Source organism: Novosphingobium sp. Leaf2 (genome assembly GCF_001421325.1).
Taxonomy (GTDB): Bacteria; Pseudomonadota; Alphaproteobacteria; order Sphingomonadales; family Sphingomonadaceae; genus Novosphingobium.
Genome location: NZ_LMJY01000003.1, coordinates 1 through 13329, shown reverse-complemented (window position 1 = coordinate 13329; position 13329 = coordinate 1). Strand labels below are relative to the sequence as shown.

15 protein-coding genes and 1 tRNA gene are annotated in these 13329 nt (G+C 63.1%); 11 read left to right on the top strand and 5 right to left on the bottom strand.

Annotation, left to right across the window (positions count from 1 at the left end; translation table 11 throughout):
• Positions 1–6: 6 nt before the first annotated feature.
• The 3 genes from ASE49_RS03710 to ASE49_RS03700 form a co-directional block, all read right to left on the bottom strand.
• Complete coding sequence (locus ASE49_RS03710) at positions 7–1710, bottom strand: gamma-glutamyltransferase family protein (RefSeq protein WP_235522818.1); 1704 nt, start codon at positions 1708–1710, stop codon at positions 7–9.
• An 84-nt stretch (positions 1711–1794) separates the two neighbouring features.
• Positions 1795–4152, bottom strand: coding sequence for a TonB-dependent receptor plug domain-containing protein (locus tag ASE49_RS03705; RefSeq protein ID WP_056768784.1), 2358 nt, complete (start codon positions 4150–4152; stop codon positions 1795–1797).
• 329 nt (positions 4153–4481) lie between these two features.
• The gene (locus ASE49_RS03700) at positions 4482–5531 is read right to left on the bottom strand and encodes a ribonucleotide-diphosphate reductase subunit beta (RefSeq protein ID WP_056768783.1); all 1050 of its coding nucleotides are present in this window, start codon (positions 5529–5531) and stop codon (positions 4482–4484) included.
• A 320-nt stretch (positions 5532–5851) separates the two neighbouring features.
• Between ASE49_RS03700 and ASE49_RS03695 the strand changes: the two genes are divergently transcribed.
• The 6 genes from ASE49_RS03695 to ASE49_RS03675 all read left to right on the top strand — a co-directional run bounded on the left by ASE49_RS03695 (position 5852) and on the right by ASE49_RS03675 (position 8341).
• Positions 5852–6109, top strand: coding sequence for a hypothetical protein (locus ASE49_RS03695; protein ID WP_056768782.1), 258 nt, complete (start codon positions 5852–5854; stop codon positions 6107–6109).
• A gap of 267 nt (positions 6110–6376) precedes the next feature.
• A complete protein-coding gene (locus ASE49_RS03690; RefSeq protein WP_056768781.1) occupies positions 6377–6604 on the top strand; it encodes a DUF2171 domain-containing protein in 228 nt (75 codons plus the stop codon).
• Positions 6605–6768: 164 nt separating this feature from the next.
• A complete protein-coding gene (locus ASE49_RS03685) occupies positions 6769–7143 on the top strand; it encodes a nuclear transport factor 2 family protein (protein WP_056768780.1) in 375 nt (124 codons plus the stop codon).
• Between the two features lie 72 nt (positions 7144–7215).
• On the top strand, positions 7216–7386 hold the full coding sequence (locus ASE49_RS18070; RefSeq protein ID WP_156370087.1) for a hypothetical protein: 171 nt from the start codon (positions 7216–7218) through the stop codon (positions 7384–7386).
• Positions 7387–7466: 80 nt separating this feature from the next.
• Entirely contained in the window at positions 7467–8102 is a 636-nt protein-coding gene (locus ASE49_RS03680; protein ID WP_056768779.1) for a MarC family protein, read from the top strand.
• Complete coding sequence (locus ASE49_RS03675; protein WP_082456291.1) at positions 8102–8341, top strand: hypothetical protein; 240 nt, start codon at positions 8102–8104, stop codon at positions 8339–8341. The genes ASE49_RS03680 and ASE49_RS03675 overlap by 1 nt, the downstream gene beginning before the upstream one ends.
• Positions 8342–8351: 10 nt before the next feature.
• Here ASE49_RS03675 and ASE49_RS03670 read toward each other — a convergent pair whose 3' ends face one another.
• Positions 8352–8960 (bottom strand): LON peptidase substrate-binding domain-containing protein, encoded by a 609-nt coding sequence (locus tag ASE49_RS03670; RefSeq protein ID WP_056768778.1) that lies wholly within the window; start codon positions 8958–8960, stop codon positions 8352–8354.
• 6 nt (positions 8961–8966) lie between these two features.
• On the bottom strand, positions 8967–9869 hold the full coding sequence (locus ASE49_RS03665; protein ID WP_056768777.1) for a tetratricopeptide repeat protein: 903 nt from the start codon (positions 9867–9869) through the stop codon (positions 8967–8969).
• 214 nt (positions 9870–10083) lie between these two features.
• Here ASE49_RS03665 and ASE49_RS03660 point away from each other — a divergent pair.
• The 5 genes from ASE49_RS03660 (at position 10084) to ASE49_RS18065 (ending at position 13311) form a co-directional block, all read left to right on the top strand.
• Positions 10084–10158: transfer RNA gene (locus ASE49_RS03660), tRNA-Gly, on the top strand.
• On the top strand, positions 10114–11733 hold the full coding sequence (locus ASE49_RS03655; RefSeq protein ID WP_327195742.1) for a site-specific integrase: 1620 nt from the start codon (positions 10114–10116) through the stop codon (positions 11731–11733). Before ASE49_RS03660 ends, ASE49_RS03655 begins: the two co-directional genes overlap by 45 nt.
• A 67-nt stretch (positions 11734–11800) precedes the next feature.
• Positions 11801–12100 (top strand): hypothetical protein, encoded by a 300-nt coding sequence (locus ASE49_RS03650; protein ID WP_056768775.1) that lies wholly within the window; start codon positions 11801–11803, stop codon positions 12098–12100.
• A gap of 12 nt (positions 12101–12112) precedes the next feature.
• Positions 12113–12880: a hypothetical protein gene (locus tag ASE49_RS03645; RefSeq protein ID WP_056768774.1), complete on the top strand. Its 768-nt coding sequence runs from the start codon at positions 12113–12115 to the stop codon at positions 12878–12880.
• 260 nt (positions 12881–13140) lie between these two features.
• Positions 13141–13311: a hypothetical protein gene (locus ASE49_RS18065; protein WP_156370085.1), complete on the top strand. Its 171-nt coding sequence runs from the start codon at positions 13141–13143 to the stop codon at positions 13309–13311.
• Positions 13312–13329 lie beyond the last annotated feature (18 nt).

The following is a 13329-nucleotide window of genomic DNA, read 5'->3' as shown; positions in this document are numbered from 1 at the left end:
GGCGCGTTAAAAACCCCGCGCGCGGCCCTCACGCCGGGGGTCCGCACCGCCAAGGTAACCGCCGTTTTTGGTCACCACCGCCTGAATGCCCGATTCTTCCCCGCGCGAGGTTTCCAGCTTCATCCCCCGTGCTGCCAGCGCCGCCATGATCGCGGGCGGGAAGGGGTCGGCGCTGAAGCGATTGTCCTTGGCAACGAGGTTGGGCAGGGCGGCGGCGTCCTGCGGGGACATGCCCCAGCCCAGCATCGCGACCAACGCCTTGAGATCGTATGCCTGAATCGCGCTGCCGCCGGGCGAGCCGGCTGCCGCATAGAACGTGCCGTTGCGGTTGAGCACGATGGCAGGCGCCATGCTAGATCGCGGGCGCTTGCCAGGTCCGGGCGCGTTGGCGGCAGGGGCGCCGTCCGGGTCGGTGGGAGAAAACGAGGAATCGGTCAGCTGGTTGTTCAGGAAAAACCCGTCGACCATGCGGCCCGAACCGAAGATCGATTCCACCGTGGTCGTCATCGACACGACGTTGCCTTTCTTATCGACAATCACGAAATGGCTGGTGCCGCCCGGCTCACGGGTATTGTCGATGCCCGCAGGCGGCGCGCCTTGCGGATGGCCGAAGGTGACGGGGCCCACCGTTTCGCCGATCAGCGCGGCGCGCGCGGCCAGATAGTCAGGCGCCAGCAGGCCTTCGACCGGCACTTTGACGAAGGCGGGGTCGCCTACATAGCGGTCACGGTCGGCATAGGCGAGGCGGCTGGCCTGGCCGAACTGGAACCACGCCTGCTCGTCGTTCGCGCCCCGCTTGGCGATGTCGGTGTGGTTCAGTATGCCCAGAGCGATCTGCAGACCCGGTCCGCCCGAGGGGGCCTGCGGGGTGCATACCACATATGTCTCGAAAGGCCGGCACAGCGCCGGCTGGACGACGGGGCGGTACGCGGCCAGATCGGCCAGCGTCATGGAACTGGGGCGCGGAGCTTCGTGCACGCGGGCCACGATGTCCTGCGCCACCGGGCCGGTCAGCAGCCCGGATGCGCCGAACGTGGCGATCCGGCGCAGCGTTTGCGCATACGCGGGGTTACGCAGCCGGTCTCCGGCGGCATAGCGCGTGCCGTCCGGCTTGGTGAAATACTGCACCGCATCGGGGGCGGACGCCTGCGGGGCTTTGGATGTGATCATACCGGCCAGCCGCTTGCTGACGATGAAGCCCTGGTCGGCGAGGTTTTCCGCCGTGTCGAACAGGCCTGCCCACGGTAGCGTGCCGTGATCGCGGTGCGCCTGGTCCAGCATGGCGATGGCGCCGGGCACGCCGGTGGAGATGCCGCCCAGCACCGCGTCAAAAAAGGGCAGCGACTTGCCGTCATCGCCCACGAACAGGCGGTTGGTGGCCCCGGCGGGCGCGGTTTCGCGGCCATCGTAGGCGGTAACCGTGCGGGTCTTGGCGTCGTAGTAAACCATGAACCCGCCGCCGCCGAGACCTGAGCTTTGCGGCTCCACCAGCCCCAGCACCGCCTGGATCGCTACGGCGGCGTCCACCGCCGAACCGCCGCGCCGCAGCACCGCAAGGCCCGCTTCGGTCGCCAGCGGATTGGCGGCCGCCACCATCGCATGGCGCGCGAAGCCGGACTGGACGTCAGCGGCGGGTGCTTGCTCTTTCGCGGTGACAGCAGGCGATACGGCAAGGGCGCATAGGCCCACGGTCAGCAGCAAGGCGCGCAAGGGAGCCCTTTCTTGATCATCGAGATTTCGGTGGCCCTCACGGGGCCGATACAAGCCGGCACCGTGCGGGTAACAGCATGCCTCTTACCAGCTCAAGCCGGCGCGAACATACAGATAGCGTCCGTTGAAGCCATATGGCGAGTAGAACGGAAACGCGGTGACGCCGGTGGTGTTAAGCGCCGCCGGCACCTGCCTTGGATAGACATCCAGCAGGTTGCTGGCGCCCAGCGCCAGGTTGAACGGCGCGTCCTTGGGCTGGTAGCGCAGTTCCAGGTCGGTGATCGCCCGCTTGCCGGTGTTCTGGTCCGCCGCTGCGGTGGTGCCCGGTTGCAGGACGTTGCCGTAATACGTGACGCGCGCAGTGGCGCCCAGCCGCGCGCCGGTCCAGTCCACGCTGCCGGTTATCTTTTCGCCCGGTGTGCCCGATTCCAGGGTGAAGATGCGGCTGCGGGCGAACAGGGTGGACAGCGGGCTGGTGGGCACGCGGGTCACTTTGATGTCGTTGACGTTGCCCGCAAGGGTCAGGTTGAAGGTGCCCGCGTTTTCCGTGACCAGCCGGTAGTTGGCGACCGCGTCGATACCGCGCGTGGTGGTCGCCAGGCCGTTGAGGAAGAAGCGCGCCGCGGAAACGCCCGGGATCGTGGTGACCGGAATGTTTTCCGACAAGCCGATCTGATTGCGTACATGGATGCGGTAGCCATCGACGGTCAGCGAGAAACCGCCGCTGCGCACCACGAAGCCGGCGGACAGGTTGGTGGACTTCTCCGGCTCCAGCGGCTGGCCGCCCAGCGCGGTGGCGACCACCGAGGTAGAGGGATACGTGCCCGTCACGATCTGGTTGCCGTTCTGGATGACCGACGTGATCGAGGTGTAGTACTGCTGGATCAGGCTGGGCGCGCGAAAGCCGGTGGATGCCGTGCCGCGAATGGCGAACGCCGGGCTGAAATCGTAGCGGGCTGTCACTTTGCCAGTGCCGGTGGTGCCGAAATCGGAATAGTCCTCACCGCGCCCGGCCAGCCCGACCAGCAGCTTGTCGGTCACCTGCGCTTCGAGATCGAGGTAGACCGAGCCGTTCTGGCGATGCTCGTTCACTTCGTTCAGCGTTGAGAAGCCAGGGAAGCCCTGCGCGCCCGGCGCCGCCCTGGGGAATGCGGCGCCGTAGCCGTAGGAGGCAGGCTCACCAGCCTTGATCTCGTAGCTTTCCCGTCGGCCTTCGACGCCCCAGGCGACGTTGAGCGACTGGAACACGTCGAACTTTTTGGAAAAGTCCACGCCGGCAACCCACTGATCGTAGATCGACGCGCCGTCATAGAAGTCGGTCTGGCTGGCGGCACCGTAGGTGTAGTTGGCCGAATCGAGCGTGCGATAGTCGATCCGGTTGCGCCCGTAGCTGACGTTGATGTCGGTCTTCCAGCCGGCGATTTCGCCGCGCAGGCCGGCGGTGGCGGTCAGGTCCTTGGAGCGGGTGTTGATCTTGGGCAGAAAGCCGGGAAGCCCGTAGACTGCCGCCGCGCTGGCAAGGCGCGGGAACGCAGCCGAGGTGGATTCGCGATACTGATACCCGCCAAAGGCATACAGCGTCCACGTGTCGCCCAGCGGCTTGGCGGCGTTGACGTAGCCGGTGTAGCTATCGACTTCGGGGTCGCCGAAGCGGTTGTCCACCACGGGCACGGCAAGGCGCGGATCGACATCGCCGCGGCTGGTGGGATTGCGGTGCGAATATTCGCCGGACAGCGTGAGGAAGCCATCGCTGCCCAGCTTGAGGCCCTGCCAGCCCGAGGCGGTGACGGTGCTTTCGCCGGTTACATGGCGGCTGGCGCGCGCGGTGTCGACGTCGGTATCGTAGATGCCATATGTCACGCTGGCGCCGCCGCCGTGGTCCGCTTCGCGCAGACGTAGGTTCACGACGCCGGCGATCGCATCGGACCCGTACTGCGCCGAGGCGCCATCACGCAGCACTTCGATCGAGGACAGCGCGGTGGAGGGAATGGTGTTGAGATCGACCGCCGCCGAGCCGCGCCCGACAGAGCCGTTGACGTTGAGCGAGGCGGAGGTATGCGCGCGCACGCCGTTGATCAGCACCAGCGTCTGGTCAGGCCCCATGCCGCGCAGGGTTGCCGGGCGGATTGCGTCAGTGCCGTCGGTGGCGGAGGGGCGGGGGAAGCTGATCGAGGGCACCGCGTTCGACAGCGCGGATGCCAGCTCAGTCGTGCCCTGCTGCTTCAGGTCCTGCAGCGTCACCACATCGACGGGTGATGCGGACTCCAACTTGGAGCGTCCTTGCGCGCGGCTGCCGGTGACGACAATCTCGTCGCCGCCCTGTGTTGAGGGGGGGGCAGCGGACGCAGCTGCATCGGGGGCCTGCTGGGCGTGCGCCGCCTGGGCCTGGGTCAAGGCAATGGCGGACACGGCCGCCAGCGACAGGGCATTGGAAAGTTTCATGCTATTCTCCTCGGGCGCAGCCAGACGTTGCCGGCGCACCTTTACCTGAACCGTTTTTTTGATCTCTCCCGGTCTGTCGGGCCCCGTTCGTACAGGGTTTTGTCCCGTTTATTCAGTACCAGATGCCGCCCGTTGGCGGGTAGGCGTTGCCGTCACCGGCGCATGATCGATGCCATGGCCTGCGCCCGGTGTCGCGTAACTTTTTCTAATCGTGCGCGATCATGAGCTTGTGTTGCGCAAATGCAAAAAAGGACGCCGGCGGGGTGGCCGCCGGCGTCCTTTTTGATGTGTTGATGGGCCCGGGAAGGCCGGGCCTTTCGCGGTCTGGATTACTCTGCCGCAACGCTGCCGAACAGGCCGGGCTCGCTGCCATCGTCCACCGCAGTTTCGTTACTGGCCATCGGCTTGCGGCGGGCATCGAAATTGGCCCACACGGTGTTCCAGTCACCCTTGGTGGCGCCCTTGGAATACTCGGTCGCGCGGGTTTCGAAGAAGTTGGCATGCTCCACGCCGTTGAGCAGCGGCTGCAGCCAAGGCAGGGGATGCTCGTCGATCATGTAGATGGGCTTGAGGCCCAGCTGGTTCAGCCGCCAGTCGGCGATAAAGCGAATATACTTTTTGATGTCCTTGGCGTTCATGCCGGGCACCGGGCCCATTTCGAACGCCAGGTCGATGAAGTTGTCTTCCAGCCGAACCGTGGTCTGGCACTGGTCGGCGATGTCGTCCTTCACCGCCTTGGTCAGGCAGCCGCGTTCCTGCACGAAGGCGTGGAACAGCTGGATGATGCCTTCGCAGTGCAGCGATTCGTCACGTACGGACCATGACACGATCTGCCCCATACCCTTCATCTTGTTGAAGCGCGGGAAGTTCATCAGCATGGCGAAGCTGGCAAACAGCTGAACGCCCTCGGTGAAGCCGCCGAACATCGCCAGGGTGCGGGCGATATCCTCATCGTTGTCGACGGTGAACTTCTGCAGATAATCGTGCTTGGCCTTCAGTTCCTCGTATTCGAGGAACATGCCATATTCGCTTTCGGGCATGCCGATCGTGTCAAGCAGGTGCGAGTACGCGGCGATGTGCACCGTCTCCATGTTGGAGAAGGCGGTGAGCATCATCTTCACCTCGGTCGGCTTGAAGACCCGCGCGTACTTTTCGTGGTAGCAATCCTGCACCTCGACGTCAGCCTGGGTGAAGAAACGAAAGATCTGCGTCAGCAGGTTGCGCTCATGCTCAGAAATCTTCTGCGCCCAGTCCCGGCAATCTTCGCCCAGCGGCACTTCCTCGGGCAGCCAGTGCAGCTGCTGCTGGCGCTTCCAGAAATCGTAGGCCCACGGATATTCGAAGGGCTTGTAAGTCTTGCGGCCTTCCAGAAGGGACATGTGCGCTGCTCCGGCATTCGATCGGGGGTGCCGCCGACGTGGCGGAAAATTCGTTTCGCTTGGGGTGCATCATCGCTGACGAACACTCAGGCGGAGACTCCAGAGATAGTGCAAAACGTCGCAAAATCGAGAGGACGAATCAATCTTTACACAGGTTCGAGAACGTACATTTGGGTCGTTAAAAAGCGTTATACCCCCATCCCTAGTAGGGTTCACGCCCTGTTCCAAGTGTTTTGCGATACGTGTTGCGGAACTTTGGACACGGTGTGGGTCTTTGTCAGGCGAGGCACGCAGCGCGCGTGCGGCGCAGGAGAAGTATCGTGGACAGCACATCACAAGATGGCGCAGGCGTATCTGAATGGCCGACCCCGGCGGGCTTCGTCCGGCGGGGAATGCGGGTGCTCGCGCCCGGTGGCGAAGAACTGGGCCGTGTCATCGGCGTCGAGGGAGAGGAGCTTCTGCTCGACGGTGGCAATGCGGAATTCGTGGCGGTGAGCCAGATTGACGGCGTCAGCGCCGATGCAGTGCTGTTGTCAGACCGGGGCGATGCCACATTCGGCCTTGGTGCACAGCCCTGACGGCATAGGCGGCGTGGACACATTCCGCATCGCCACGACTGGAGGCAAAAGCCGTCAGTTCAAGGAGGCGAGGTGACGGAATATGTCGATATTTCGAGCCGAGCCGACGCGGAAGTGGCGGCCCTTTACAGGTAAATCGTGGCGTTGCGGAATTTGTCCACGCCGCCTAGTGCCACCAACCGGTGTTCGCAAGGGACGAGTAACGGAACGAAATGGTCGCAGCGGGGTTTATTTCACATATTCCCCAGACACTTGGAGCAATACACCATGTTCGAGAAACTGCGCATTCATGAACACATGGAAGTCGCCACCAGCACCGGCGAGCATGTCGGCACGGTCGATCACGTGAAGGATGACCAGATCAAGTTGACCCGCACGGACAGCTCTGACGGTGCGCATCATTACATCGCGCTCGATAACGTCGAAAAGATCGACGACAATCGCATCTATCTCAAGCAGGGCACCCCGATCCCGATGGGTGCCGGCCAGAACTGATCTGGCGAAACAATCGGAACATGGTCGTGTGCTAAGCAGGGCCATGCCGCGAACGCCCCGGTCCCTTTAAAAGGTAGCCGGGGTTTTTGCATAGTCTTTTCATGGCGCGACCAAATCGCCACAAGCGTTGCCATGCCCTGCCTCCACAAACCCCTGATCCGCCGATGACCAACGCGGACCTTGCCATCCGATCCCGTCGCGCCGCGTTCAACCGCGCTATCGCCCACGGCGATGCTGCGGCCATCGGCCCTATTCTCGCGCGCGATTGCGTGATGGTCACCGGCACCGACAGCGCGGTGATCGCCGGTCGGCTGGCGCAGGTCAAGGTCTGGCGGCGCGAGTTCGAGCACATTGACCGGTTGGTATATGTGCGCACCACGGAGCGGGTAGAGCCATCGCCTACGGAGCCGCTTGCCATGGAATACGGGCGCTGGCGCGATGCCGGGTCGCCGCGCGCCTTCGGAACCTATTGTGCTAAATGGCGGCTCAGCGAGGGCACGTGGGTGATCGAGGCCGAAATATTCATAACTCTTGGCTAAAGCCGATCGCAGCCCTACTTCCGGGCAGGACGTGACAACGCGTGCACCGTTTTTCATGAAAGCTGCGTCAACATGGTCGGCTCAGAACCCCCGCGTGATGGGCCGACCCGGCGGCCACCATCGGCAGCCAACCAGGCAGCCCCGCCTGCAGCGGGCAGCAAGCCTATCGTGTGGGGCTGGTGGCTCGCCGCGGCGCTCGTAAGCCTGATGATCTGGGCCGGGATGATTGCTCTGGTGACCTGACAGCCGCCGTTGCCGCAGGCAATCCAGTCGTTTCGCGGCAAAGGTTGCGGCAGGATAGCGCTGCGAGGTAGACGGACCGCATGTACGAGCTTTTCCTCAGCGCCTTCGTGACGCTCTTCGTGGTCATCGATCCCCCCGGCTGCGCGCCGATCTATGCCGGACTGTCCGCTGGCGCCAGCAGGCATCAGGCGATCAGCATGGCCGCACGGGCGTGCTTCATCGCGGCATGCATCCTCGTGATCTTCGCGCTGTTCGGCAAGACGCTGCTGGGCGCGCTCCACATCGAGCTGGACGCGTTTCGCATTGCCGGCGGGATCATGCTGTTCATGATCGCGATCGACATGGTGTTCGAAAAGCGCACACAGCGGCGCGAGGAACGGGCCGAGAAGATCATGGCCCATAACGCCGCCACACCCGAGATCGAGGATGTCTCGGTGTTCCCGATGGCGATGCCGATGCTGGCCGGCCCCGGGTCGATCGCCACGATGATGCTGCTCGCCAGCCGCGCGCACGGCTCGCAGCAGACGCTCACGATCCTGGGCGCGATGCTGGCGGTCATGGCGCTGGCCTTCGCAGCGCTGGCCGCTGCCGGGCCCTTGATGAAGATCCTGGGCGACAAGGTGGAAGCGGTAATCACCCGGCTGCTGGGCGTGCTGCTTGCAGCCCTCGCGGCGCAGTATGTGATTGACGGGATCAAGGCCACCCTGGTGCGCTGATGCCGACCCTGGCGATCTACGCAGGCGCGGCGCTGGCCGTCTTCGCGTGGCTGCTCACTCTGGTCGATACCACGCAGGCAGGGCGCGCCTATGCGGCCTATGGCGGGATCTACATCGTCAGCGCTCTGCTGTGGCTCTGGGCTGTGGAAGGGGTGTGGCCGGATCGCTGGGACGTGGGCGGCGCGGCGTTATGCCTTGCCGGGGCGGCCGTGACGCTGCTGGGACCGCACCGCGCCTGAACCGCCAGGATTACTGCAACGTCGCGCCGTCCTCATCACCATCGGCAGCGCGGCCAAAGAACTGCATGAGCTGCACCAGCAACTCGCACCGGGCCACCAGCCCGTCAGCTTCCAGCAACCCCTGCTTGGCGGCGGCGTCGAACGGCGCGATCTGCGATACGCCGTTGATCAGCGACAAGTCATCGAGCCGACCCACCTGATCCCAGTCCACTACATAGCCGTGGGCTTCGGCAAAGCGGCGCGCTTCGCGCTCAAAGCTGGCGCGCTGGATCGGGGCCAGCACCTGATCGGGCTCGGGCAGCAGTTCTGCCTCGATCTGCCGGAACGGGGTGGTCACCTCCAGTTCGCGGATCAGCCGAAAGCGCGATTCGCCCTCCAGCACCACGTTGAAGCGCCCGTCCTCCAGCGCCTCCACGTCGCTGATGCGCCCCACACAGCCAACCGAAAACAGCGGCGCGCCTTCTGCCGGACGTTGCGGCTGGATCATGCCGATGCGTCGATCACGGGCCAGCGCATCGCTGATCATTGCGCGATACCGTGGCTCGAAGATATGGAGCGGCAACTGCAGTCCCGGATACAGGACCACGCCGGCCAAGGGGAATATGGTGATGCGGGCCAAGCGCGTTCAGCCGAACAGCACGGTAGAAAGCTTGCGGCGCGTGGTGGAAACCCAGGGATCCTCCAATCCTATCGCCTCAAAGATCTGCAGCAACTTCGCCTTTGCGGCGCTCTCGTTCCATTCCCGGTCGGCGGCGATCATGTGCAGCAGCGTTTGAGCGGCGGCATCGCGATCGCCGGCAGCAAACGCAGCGGAGGCGAACGCGAACTGCGCGTCCATGTCGGTCGGACGCTCGGCAGCGGCGCTGCGCAGGGCGTCCAGTTCGCTGTCCTCAGGCTTGTCACGTACCAGCGCCAGCGCCTTGCGGGCGCGTTCCACGTGCGGGTCGGTGGAGAGCGGCTCGCCCAGCGAATCGAGTACCTGCTCGGCCTCCTCGATCCGGCCAGCGGCAACGAACGAGCGCACCAGACCGGCAACGACTTCGCCATTGTCGGGTGCCAATTCCAGGATCTGCATGAAAATGCTGGCCGCACGCTCACCATCGCCTTCGACCAGCGCCTCTTCGCCCATGGCGATCAGCGGTTCCAGATCAGGCTTTGCTTCGGCACCGCTGGCTTGAACAGGCAGTTTGGCCAGCAACTGATCGATTGAGGCCTTGAGCTGCGATTCGCCGCGCGCGCTGGTCAGGTCGGCCACCGGTTGGCCCTGGAAGATGGCATAGACCGTCGGGATCGAGCGCACCTGGAACTGCGCGGCGATGAACTGTTCCTCATCGACGTTGATCTTGGCGAGCACCACACCCTTGTCCGCGTATTCGGCGGCAACCTTTTCGAGCAGTGGGGTCAGCGCCTTGCAAGGCCCGCACCATTCGGCCCAGAAGTCCAGGATGACGAGCTGGGTCATGGAGGGCTCGACCACCGCTTGCCGGAACCGATCCACTGCCTTCTGTTCGTCCAGGTTGAGACCCATGCTGGCCAATTCACGTGCTCCCGATTTGCTAAGTTTGCGATTGGTAGATCGGTGTTCCGGGTCGATTTGTGAAGGGCGAATGCGATACCGCGCGATGCGAGCCGCGGTTGGTGAGAAAACTTGCTTTTTCCTCTTGCAGGCCCCGCACACCGCTGCTAGTGGCGCGCCTCCACCCCGGACCCGCCAATTTTTGAGCGGTTCGGGTAACGCCAGAGCGGGCGTAGCTCAGTGGTAGAGCACAACCTTGCCAAGGTTGGGGTCGAGGGTTCGAATCCCTTCGCCCGCTCCAGCGGCTTCCAACTCGTTGGAAGTCCTCGCAAAACCGTCCAAGCGACGGTCCAGCATCAAGATCGTCTCCACCGACAGTCTACACAATGATGCCGGTCGAGGTGTCTCAAACTCTCGTAAATGCTCAGGAAATTGTCGTCAGGGCGTCTACACAAGGCGTCTACACAATCGACCGATTGGCCTCTGCTCGAAGCGCGGGATTTTCCACTATCGACGACGGGTGCCGACCGACCTCCTGACGGTCTGGGAAGGACGCGAAGTATGGCGCTCACTGGACACTGACAGCTACGCGATGGCGCTCCGGCGCATCCATCGGGTCGCCGCTGATGTCGAAGCCGAGTTCGAGAAAATGCGCTGCTCGATCGGTCGCGTTATCGACCCCATGCTGCTCAATGTCCCGGTCAACGATCCAACGATTTCAACTGCGCTGGCCCCGGCTGCTGCGCAGCCGCCAGCGCCGCTCTCGCCGTCGAGCACCCGCACTATCGGCGATGTCTACGATCGCTTCATCGCGGACCCGAAGCATCAATGGAGCAAGCGCACCCAGATCGCGCATGCCACGACCCGGAAATGGGTCATTGAGGTGTTTGGTGAGGAGACGCCGCTCAGTGGGATCACACGCGAGGGATGTCGCGACTTCGTGGCGCTCCTGCGCGAGATGCCGAAAAGCGCACATCAGCGCTTTCCAGAGATGACGATCACGGAGGTGATCGCTGCCGCTAAGGCGAAGGGCGAGCGCCGCGTGATCAGCACCGCAAACCTAAACGCCTACATCAATCGGTTCGGCGGTGTGATGAACTGGGCGATGAACGAGGGCTATCTTGATCGCAATCCGCTCAAGGGGCTGAAGCTCCCCGACCCGGTGAAGAAGCGCGACAAGCGCAACCCGTTTTCGACCGACCAGCTTCGCCGTATCTTTGACGCGCCGATCTACACCGGGTGCCGGGATGACGCGAACGGCCACGCTGTCCCCGGCGACCAGCACCCCCGCCGCGCTCGGTTCTGGGTGCCGCTGATTGCGCTGTTCAGCGGCCTGCGGCTCAACGAGATTTGCCAGCTTGAGGTCTCCGACATCCGGGTGATTGACGGCATCTCGTGTTTTCGCGTGGCCTCCGGGCTCAGCCAGACAGGCGATGAAAAGCGCGTGAAGACGAACGCCAGTGAGCGCATCGTGCCTGTCCACGACGAACTGATCCGGTGCGGCTTTTTGGCGTTCGCGGAATCTCAGCGCCTATGCGGTGAAACGGACCTGTTCCCTGAGCTTCCATTCGGACATCTGGGCTACCGCTCCACCGCCATATCGAGGTGGTTCTCGCGCTTCCTCGAAAATGCCGGAGCCGCCGCGCCGCTCACCTGCTTCCACTCGTTCCGCCACAACTTCCGCGACGGGCTGCGTGAGGCGAAGATTGACCGTGATGTGGCTCTGCTCCTCGGTGGGTGGACGACCGATGGCAAGGGCACGGCGGTCGCCGACAACTATGGGAGCGGGTATCAGCCGCGTGCATTGGCTGAGGCGTTGAATGCCGTTCGGTTCCCGGCGCTCAACTTCGACCACCTTGCAGTAATTGAATCCTAGTGGAGTCTGTTGCGCGCGATAGGATAGTTAGCCATATTCAGACCTTCTCTTGAGAAGGAGACTGACCGTGCATCCTACTGATGCTCACTCGCCTAAGTGGCGGATCGAACAAGGCACCATCAATGTGGTGTATACCCACCCGAGCACGGACTGGTCTGTGGCGACCATGACCTATGATGAAGTCCCCGGCTGCGTCGGCATCCGCTGGAACGGCGACATCACGAACGCTGCTGACCTTGGCTATCCAAGCGCGCGAGGCAATGGGGCGTGGTTTATTCTCCCGGAAGGGCCAGCGCAGATGATGCTGGCGATGGTGGCCTTCGCCAACGCCACGGGGGAAATCGTCTCCGCTCCCGTATCGTCATAACGACCGACCGGCATGGACCTTACACATTGGGTAGGCACGGTCGGCATCAGCGCCGCCACGGCAGCGGCTGTCGCATGGGCCGGTGCCAAGGTCGTAGCAGGCAAGTGGCTGGATGCCCAGTTCACCACCCGTCTCGAATCCGTGAAGCTCGAAGGGCAAAAGCAGCTTGAGGCGACACGACAGGAACACACCAGCTTTATCGAACGAGTTAGGTTCGAACGATCAACCCTTCTCGACCGGTCGGTAAAGCTCAACCAGCGCGAGTTCGAGATTATCCCTGCCATCTGGAACGCGGCCACCGAAGCTCACTACGCGGTGATGCGGATGATTTCCCGGTGGCAGGAGGGAACCAACCTACACCAGTTGAGCGAGGCGCGTTTCGAGGCGTTCCTTGTGGATTCCACCTTGCGAGATTTCGAGAAAGACGAGCTTCGCGCGAAGTCACCCTACGAGCGCACCAGCTATTTTGGCGAACTTCAAGGATGGCAGCGTCTCCATGCTGCAAATCAAGCTGTCGTGGCGCTGAACCGCGCATCTGCCGAAGGCACGATCTTTCTGCAACCCGAGACCCATGAGCGGTTCGAAGCGTTTGCTGATAAGCTCCGTAGCGCATTTCAACACTTCAGGAACGATAAGGTGTTCGAGATTGGGCGGGATGAAAAAGGAGAGGACGATCCTGTCCAGCAATATCGCGCCAACGGAGAGAGTGAATATCAGGCTCTCGCCACTTATTTGCGCGACCGGTATTGGACTAAGATTGATGCCGATCCCAGCCGTTAGGATTACGATTAGAGGTTGAGACACCTCGACCGGCATCATTGTGTAGACTGTCGGTGGAGACGATCTTGATGCTGGACCGTCGCTTCGACGGTTTGTCGTGCTCTCCCAATGGTTTGGGAAAGACTGGAGCGGGCGAAGGGAAATCAGCCGTGGCACCATTCTGAGCCGCTCCGACGACCGCCTGAGCGCGGTCTCGCAAGCGTGCGGTGATGGTCTGTATGGTGGCTGGGGCCTCGTCAGTGAGGTCGAGGGGATGGTCCATGGATGACGCTTTCAAGGACGGTTGTGGTGACGATCATGGCGACGATTCGTGCCCGATCTGCCGAGGAGAAATGTCGGACGACTTCCTCGCATGGGTCGAACAGGCGGCGGCTCAGCCGGGTCGTGCGATGACCGCTAAGGAAGCGATCGAGTGGATCAACAGCCTCTGACGGCTTCACGCCTGCTGG

Excerpts from the sequence above, each read along its gene's own strand:
- ASE49_RS18065 (WP_156370085.1), top strand. The coding sequence starts at position 13,141 with ATGGATGACGCTTTCAAGGACGGTTGTGGTGACGATCATGGCGACGAT.
- ASE49_RS03690 (WP_056768781.1), top strand. The coding sequence starts at position 6,377 with ATGTTCGAGAAACTGCGCATTCATGAACACATGGAAGTCGCCACCAGC.
- ASE49_RS03675 (WP_082456291.1), top strand. The coding sequence starts at position 8,102 with ATGCCGACCCTGGCGATCTACGCAGGCGCGGCGCTGGCCGTCTTCGCG.
- ASE49_RS18070 (WP_156370087.1), top strand. The coding sequence starts at position 7,216 with ATGGTCGGCTCAGAACCCCCGCGTGATGGGCCGACCCGGCGGCCACCA.
- ASE49_RS03685 (WP_056768780.1), top strand. The coding sequence starts at position 6,769 with ATGACCAACGCGGACCTTGCCATCCGATCCCGTCGCGCCGCGTTCAAC.
- ASE49_RS03700 (WP_056768783.1), bottom strand. The coding sequence starts at position 5,531 with ATGTCCCTTCTGGAAGGCCGCAAGACTTACAAGCCCTTCGAATATCCG.
- ASE49_RS03705 (WP_056768784.1), bottom strand. The coding sequence starts at position 4,152 with ATGAAACTTTCCAATGCCCTGTCGCTGGCGGCCGTGTCCGCCATTGCC.
- ASE49_RS03680 (WP_056768779.1), top strand. The coding sequence starts at position 7,467 with ATGTACGAGCTTTTCCTCAGCGCCTTCGTGACGCTCTTCGTGGTCATC.
- ASE49_RS03645 (WP_056768774.1), top strand. The coding sequence starts at position 12,113 with ATGGACCTTACACATTGGGTAGGCACGGTCGGCATCAGCGCCGCCACG.
- ASE49_RS03665 (WP_056768777.1), bottom strand. The coding sequence starts at position 9,869 with ATGGGTCTCAACCTGGACGAACAGAAGGCAGTGGATCGGTTCCGGCAA.